The sequence below is a fragment of the Mycobacterium sp. DHQP2018-32-09 genome, from assembly GCF_058148405.1.
In genome coordinates, this window is the sequence record NZ_JBYVYK010000028.1 from 69,739 (window position 1) to 75,773 (window position 6,035).

General features: G+C 70.8%; 7 protein-coding genes. 3 read left to right on the top strand and 4 right to left on the bottom strand.

Annotation, left to right across the window (positions count from 1 at the left end):
* Positions 1-76: 76 nt before the first annotated feature.
* Positions 77-1,633 carry an amidophosphoribosyltransferase gene (purF, locus tag AC30CM_RS15305; RefSeq protein WP_490117754.1) on the top strand — a complete coding sequence of 519 codons (1,557 nt, stop codon included), beginning with the start codon at positions 77-79 and terminating at the stop codon, positions 1,631-1,633.
* Between the two features lie 13 nt (positions 1,634-1,646).
* On the opposite strand, the gene AC30CM_RS15310 is transcribed toward purF, so the two are convergent.
* Positions 1,647-2,615: an NAD(P)H-binding protein gene (locus AC30CM_RS15310; protein WP_490117745.1), complete on the bottom strand. Its 969-nt coding sequence runs from the start codon at positions 2,613-2,615 to the stop codon at positions 1,647-1,649.
* A gap of 42 nt (positions 2,616-2,657) precedes the next feature.
* Positions 2,658-3,104: a cupin domain-containing protein gene (locus AC30CM_RS15315; RefSeq protein WP_490117746.1), complete on the bottom strand. Its 447-nt coding sequence runs from the start codon at positions 3,102-3,104 to the stop codon at positions 2,658-2,660.
* A gap of 76 nt (positions 3,105-3,180) precedes the next feature.
* Here AC30CM_RS15315 and purM point away from each other — a divergent pair, with 76 nt between their 5' ends.
* Positions 3,181-4,263: a phosphoribosylformylglycinamidine cyclo-ligase gene (gene purM / locus AC30CM_RS15320; protein WP_490117747.1), complete on the top strand. Its 1,083-nt coding sequence runs from the start codon at positions 3,181-3,183 to the stop codon at positions 4,261-4,263.
* 22 nt (positions 4,264-4,285) lie between these two features.
* Here purM and AC30CM_RS15325 read toward each other — a convergent pair whose 3' ends face one another.
* Entirely contained in the window at positions 4,286-4,474 is a 189-nt protein-coding gene (locus tag AC30CM_RS15325) for a DUF3073 domain-containing protein (RefSeq protein ID WP_490117748.1), read from the bottom strand.
* A 159-nt stretch (positions 4,475-4,633) separates the two neighbouring features.
* Positions 4,634-5,746, bottom strand: a complete 1,113-nt coding sequence (ygfZ, locus tag AC30CM_RS15330; protein WP_490117749.1) for a CAF17-like 4Fe-4S cluster assembly/insertion protein YgfZ — start codon at positions 5,744-5,746, stop codon at positions 4,634-4,636.
* Positions 5,747-5,784: 38 nt separating this feature from the next.
* Here ygfZ and AC30CM_RS15335 point away from each other — a divergent pair.
* Positions 5,785-6,035: aminotransferase class IV (locus tag AC30CM_RS15335; protein WP_490117750.1), on the top strand; the 251-nt coding region annotated here is incomplete at its 3' end.

Sequence of the window (6,035 nt, forward strand, 5' to 3'; positions counted from 1 at the left end):
CGCCCGGTGACCGTAAACTGTGCGGCGTCACCCCCAGCCCCAGGGAGCAGCGTAGATCGTGACCGTCGAGCAGCCCTTGCAGGAAGATCGAACCGATGCTCCTCGCGACAGCGACGCATCGGATGAACCTCGCGAGGAGTGTGGCGTCTTCGGCGTCTGGGCTCCCGGAGAAGACGTGGCCAAGCTCACGTATTACGGCCTCTATGCGTTGCAGCACAGGGGACAGGAGGCCGCAGGCATCGCCGTGGCCGACGGTTCGCAGGTGCTGGTGTTCAAGGACCTGGGCCTCGTCAGCCAGGTCTTCGACGAACAGACCCTGGCCGCCATGCCGGGCCACGTCGCGGTGGGTCACTGCCGCTACTCCACCACCGGCTCCACCACGTGGGAGAACGCCCAGCCGGTCTTCCGCAACACCGCTGCGGGCACCGGCGTCGCGCTGGGCCACAACGGCAACCTGGTGAACACCGCCGAACTCGCCGCGCAGGCCCGCGATTTCGGTCTGCTCGACAACCGTGGTGCGGCCAACGCCACCACCGATTCCGACATCCTGGGCGCGCTGCTGGCCCACGGCGCGGCGGACTCCTCGCTGGAGCAGGCCGCCCTGGAACTACTGCCGAAGGTGCGCGGGGCGTTCTGCCTCACGTTCATGGACGAGAACACGCTCTACGCCGCCCGTGACCCGCACGGGGTGCGCCCGCTGTCACTCGGCCGGCTCGACCGCGGCTGGGTGGTGGCCTCCGAGACCGCCGCACTCGACATCGTCGGCGCGTCGTTCGTCCGCGACATCGAGCCCGGCGAGCTGCTCGCCATCGACGCCGACGGCGTACGGTCCACGCGGTTCGCCAACCCCACCCCCAAGGGTTGCGTCTTCGAATACGTCTACCTGGCCCGGCCCGACAGCGTGATCGGCGGCCGCTCCGTGCACGCCACCCGGGTGGAGATCGGCCGCAGGCTCGCCGCCGAGAGCCCCGTCGAGGGTGACCTCGTGATCGGCGTCCCGGAGTCCGGGACCCCCGCCGCCGTCGGCTACGCCCAGGGATCCGGCATCCCGTTCGGGCAGGGTCTGATGAAGAACGCCTACGTGGGCCGCACCTTCATCCAGCCGTCGCAGACCATCCGCCAGCTCGGCATCCGCCTCAAGCTGAACCCGCTGCGCGAGGTCATTCGCGGCAAGCGGCTCATCGTCGTCGACGACTCGATCGTGCGCGGCAACACCCAGCGCGCGCTGATCCGCATGCTGCGCGAGGCCGGGGCGCTCGAAGTACACGTCCGCATCGCGTCACCACCGGTGAAGTGGCCGTGCTTCTACGGCATCGACTTCGCCACGCCCGCAGAACTGATCGCGAACTCCGCCAGCAATTCCGCCGACGTCGAAGAGATGCTCGACGGCGTCCGCCGGGCCATCGGCGCCGACACCCTCGGCTACATCAGCGTGCAGGGCATGGTGGCCGCCACCGAGCAGCCGGCGTCACGGCTGTGCATGGCGTGCTTCGACGGGCAGTACCCCATCGAGCTGCCCGGCGAGACCGCGCTCGGCAAGAACGTCATCGAGCACATGCTGGCCACCGCGGCCCGCACCGGCATCCCGCTGCAGGCCGAGAACGACAACGCGTCGGCGCTACGCAGGCCCTGACGTCCCGGCCGGTCTACTGCGGCGCCGTCGAACTCCACTGCACCAGCCGACGGCCGCCCCCGTGGTCGCCGTGCAACGCGTCGACCACGGCGTCGCGGTAAGCCATCAGCCCACCCGGCGGCCGCGGGATCACGTCGTCGATGTCGTGCTCGTGCATCACGGCGTCGCACTCCAACGATTCGACGAGCGGGCGCGCGAGCCCCGGTGAGATGGGCGTGACCAGCCCCACCCACCAACTCGCGATGGTGGGCGTCAAGAACGGCAGCACCACGATGTAGCGCCGTCGCAGTCCGGCCACGTCCGCATACACCTGCATCGCGTCGCCGTACTCCAGCACGTCGGGACCGCCGACGTCCCACGTCCGCGATGCCGGGACGGCGGCCACGGCCGCCGAGGCCAGGTAGTACAGCACGTCGTCGATGGAGATCGGCTGGATCTTGTTGTGCACCCATTTCGGCGTCGTCATCACCGGCAGCCGATCGGTCAGGTGCCGGATCATCTCGAACGACGCCGACCCCGCGCCCACGACGATGCCGGCCTGCAACACCACGGTCTCGATGCCGGACTCGATCAGGATCTCTCCGACCGCGACCCGCGACCGCAGATGCCGCGACAGCTCACCCTCGGGATGCAGCCCCGACAGGTACACGATGCGCCGGACTCCGGCCGTGCGTGCCGCCTGCACGACGTTGCGCGCCGAGCGTTCCTCCTCGGCGACGAAGTCCGACGACGAGCCCATCGAGTGCACCAGGTAGTAGACGACGTCGATGCCGTCGAACGCGGCCGTCAGCGACGCGACGTCACCGAGGTCGCCGCGCGCGACATCCACCTCACTGCGCCACGGGGCGTCGTCGAGTTTGGCGGGCGTGCGGGCCAGGGCCCGCACCGCATGGCCCCGCTCGAGCAGCACCGGGATCAGGTGTCCCCCGATGTAGCCGGTAGCGCCCGTCACCAGGCAGCGGCGGGTCGATGTATCGGTCACCCGTCCTCCGTTCCTCGAAGGTGAATATGTCCGCAGCCAGGCTCATTCAAACGGGCAACCGGGGTTGGGTGCGTCCACGGCCAGCGGTTCGCCGGCCGCGACGATGTATCCGGCCCACAGCACCAGGGGGTCCGGGCCCAGGTTACGGCCGACGTGGACGTAACCCGGCCCGCTGGTCTCGGTGATCGCGCCGCCGGTGGGGTAGACGCCGTCGACCCCGCAGTCGGCGTCGAAGTGCGTCAGCGTGCCCGCCCGGATCACGGCGTACACCTGCCCCGGATGCCAGTGCCAGCCGGTGCTGCCACCGGGCGGGATGACCAGTTCCCGCGTCACGTAGTGCACGCCGGCCACCGTCGACTCCGACAGCGTCCGCGCCGTCACGCCGGGGCTCGGCGCAGCCGCCGCGACGCCCGGCAGCGCCGCAGGCACGCCCAGCACCGACGTCGCCGCCACTGCCGTCAGCAGCGCCGCGGCGCTCCTCGTGCTCATGGTGACGAAGCGTGACACATCGCGCGGGTCGGCGCGGCTGCGCTCGGTGAACTCGCGACCGGTAACCTTGGGCGCGATGACGAGCAAGGGTCGGCCGGCCAACCAAGACGGCGTGTCCTATGCAGCGGCAGGGGTTGACATCGAAGCGGGTGACCGCGCCGTCGAACTCTTCAAGCCGCTGGCCAAGCGGGCTTCGCGCCCCGAGGTGAGGGGAGGGCTCGGCGGGTTCGCCGGGCTGTTCGCCCTACGCAACGACTACCGCGAGCCGCTGCTGGCGTCCTCGACGGACGGCGTGGGCACCAAGCTGGCGATCGCACAGGCCATGGACAAGCACGACACCGTCGGGCTCGACCTCGTGGCGATGGTCGTCGACGACCTCGTGGTGTGCGGCGCCGAACCGCTGTTCCTGCAGGACTACATCGCCGTCGGGCGCACCGTGCCCGAACGCGTCGCCGAGATCGTCTCCGGCATCGCCGAGGGCTGCGTGATCTCCGGCTGCGCGCTCCTGGGCGGCGAGACCGCCGAACACCCCGGGCTGATGTCCCCGGATCACTACGACCTGTCGGCCACCGGCATCGGCGTCGTGGAGGCCGACGACGTGCTGGGCCCCGAACGGGTCAAGCCCGGCGACGTGCTCATCGCCATGGCCTCCACCGGCCTGCACTCCAACGGGTACTCGCTGGCGCGCAAGGTGCTGCTGGACATCGACCGGATGGATCTGGCGGGCCACGTCGAGGAGTTCGGCCGCACGCTCGGCGAAGAGCTGTTGGAGCCCACCCGCATCTACGCCAAGGACTGCCTGGCACTGGCGGCCGAGGCGCAGGTGCGCACCTACTGTCACGTGACCGGCGGCGGCTTGGCGGGCAACCTCGAACGCGTCATCCCCAACGGGCTGATGGCCGAGATCGACCGTGGCACGTGGACTCCCGCACCGGTCTTCGGAATGATCGCCCAGCGCGGCCGCATCGACAGGGCCGAGATGGACAAGACGTTCAACATGGGCGTCGGCATGGTGGCGGTGGTGGCTCCGGAGGACACGGACCGGGCACTGGCCATTCTGACCGCGCGGCACATCGAGTGCTGGACGCTGGGCACCGTGAAGAAGGGCGCCAAGGGTGAACCCCGGGCTCAACTCGTCGGGCAGCACCCGCGTTTCTGAGCCGAGCCGGGGGGCTGGCGCCTCAGCGGCGCCAGTCGTCCTCGTCGGTCCAGCGATCTACCAAATCATCGTCGGGGACTTCCCTACCGTTGGACTCGGCGGGGGCGTGCGACAGCTCGCGCTGTAGTTGCCCGAAATCGGTCTGCGGCGAGCTGTACTTCAGCTCGCGCGCGACCTTGGTCTGCTTTGCCTTTGCTCGGCCGCGGCCCATGGGGGACCCCCTCGCGCAATAACGGAGCGGCCCGAACTTCAGGCGGCTCCGATCTGAGTGTGTATTTCGTCCTGTGCACACCTTACCGTGCCCGGAGACTCCGTGCTGGCAGGCCCGGCTTGGCGGCGCCGACGGGGCCGCGGGGTCACGACCGGCGCGTCACCGGGGGCCCCCGCGCAGCCGTTCCACCGCCAGCCGGCCCGCGCCGACGTGCTCACCGACCGGCAGCGAGTCCGCGTCGATGGCTGCGCTCACGGTCACGTCGCCGCCCGTGACCAGGGGGGTGTCCGCCGGCAGTCCGCGCTTGACCAGAGCCAGTGCGACGGGACCCAGATCCACGTGGTCGACCACCGTCCCCAGTCGGCCCACCGCACGCCCGCCGGCCAGCACCGGGTCCCCGGTGGCCGGACGCTCGCCCGACCCGTCGAGGTGCAGCAGCACCAGCATGCGAGGAGGTTTGCCCAGGTTGTGCACTCGCGCGACGGTCTCCTGGCCCCGATAGCACCCCTTGTCCAGATGGACCGCGCCCTCGCCGGGGCCGCCGATCCACCCCACCTCGTGCGGGATGGTGCGGTCGTCGGTGTCCACGCCCAACCGTGGCCGCAGCGCGACGACCCGGTGCGCGTCGTACGCCCACGTCCCCGCGGGCCGCGCACCCGCCGCGACCAGCCCGGCCGTCACGTCGGCCGCCGCGTCGCGCGGCACCACCAGGTCGATCTCCGACGGCGCGAGCGTGCGCACGAAACCGCCGGTGGCCGGCCCTTTCGTCAGTGCCGTCTTCGTCAGTGCCATCTTGTTCAGTGCCGCCGCCGTCCCGGGCCGCGGCGGCGCGACGACGCCGACGGCCTCGCAGACCGCCACTGCGCGGGGGCCGACGAGCGACAGCACCGCCAGGTCCGCGGGCTCGACGACGACGTCGGCCCAGAACACCATCTTGCGCAGGAATGCCAGAAGCGGCTCGCCGCGCCAGGATTCGGTGTCGAGATACGTGACGCCGTCGATGTCGGTCTGCAGCCAGTGATCTTCCACACGACCCTGGCCGTCGAGGCTCAGGTTCTCCACGACGACGCCGTCGGTCAGGTCGCTGACGTGCTGGCTGGAGATGGTGTGCAACCAGCTCAGCCGGTCCTTGCCGGACAGCGCGAGCACGGCGCGACGGGATCGGTCGACGACCACGACGTCGTGTGCGGCGGTGCGTTGCTCGCCGAGCGGATCGCCGTGGTGCCACACCGCACCCGTGTCAGGACCGGTGGGAACCAAAACCGAGGACATGGTTCAACTCTACGAGCCGGGCGCTATCCTCGGCGCCCATGACCGCGCCGGTCGTCGTCGACCTCGCAGGCGCCGTGGTGGCTGCCGACACCCCGGTGCTGGCCGTCGACGATCCGCTGCTGTCCCGCGGCGACGGGGTGTTCGAGACGCTGCTGGTGCGTGACCGGCGCGCCCGCCTGCTCGATGCGCACCTCGCCCGGTTGGGCGCGTCGGCCGCCACGGCGGGCCTGCCACCACCGGACGCCACGGCCTGGCGCGCCGCCGTCGCGACGGCCCTGACCGGCTGGAC

Coding starts and splice junctions, on each gene's coding strand:
- purM (WP_490117747.1), top strand. CDS start 3,181: ATGACGAGCAAGGGTCGGCCGGCCAACCAAGACGGCGTGTCCTATGCA.
- AC30CM_RS15325 (WP_490117748.1), bottom strand. CDS start 4,474: ATGGGCCGCGGCCGAGCAAAGGCAAAGCAGACCAAGGTCGCGCGCGAG.
- ygfZ (WP_490117749.1), bottom strand. CDS start 5,746: ATGTCCTCGGTTTTGGTTCCCACCGGTCCTGACACGGGTGCGGTGTGG.
- AC30CM_RS15315 (WP_490117746.1), bottom strand. CDS start 3,104: ATGAGCACGAGGAGCGCCGCGGCGCTGCTGACGGCAGTGGCGGCGACG.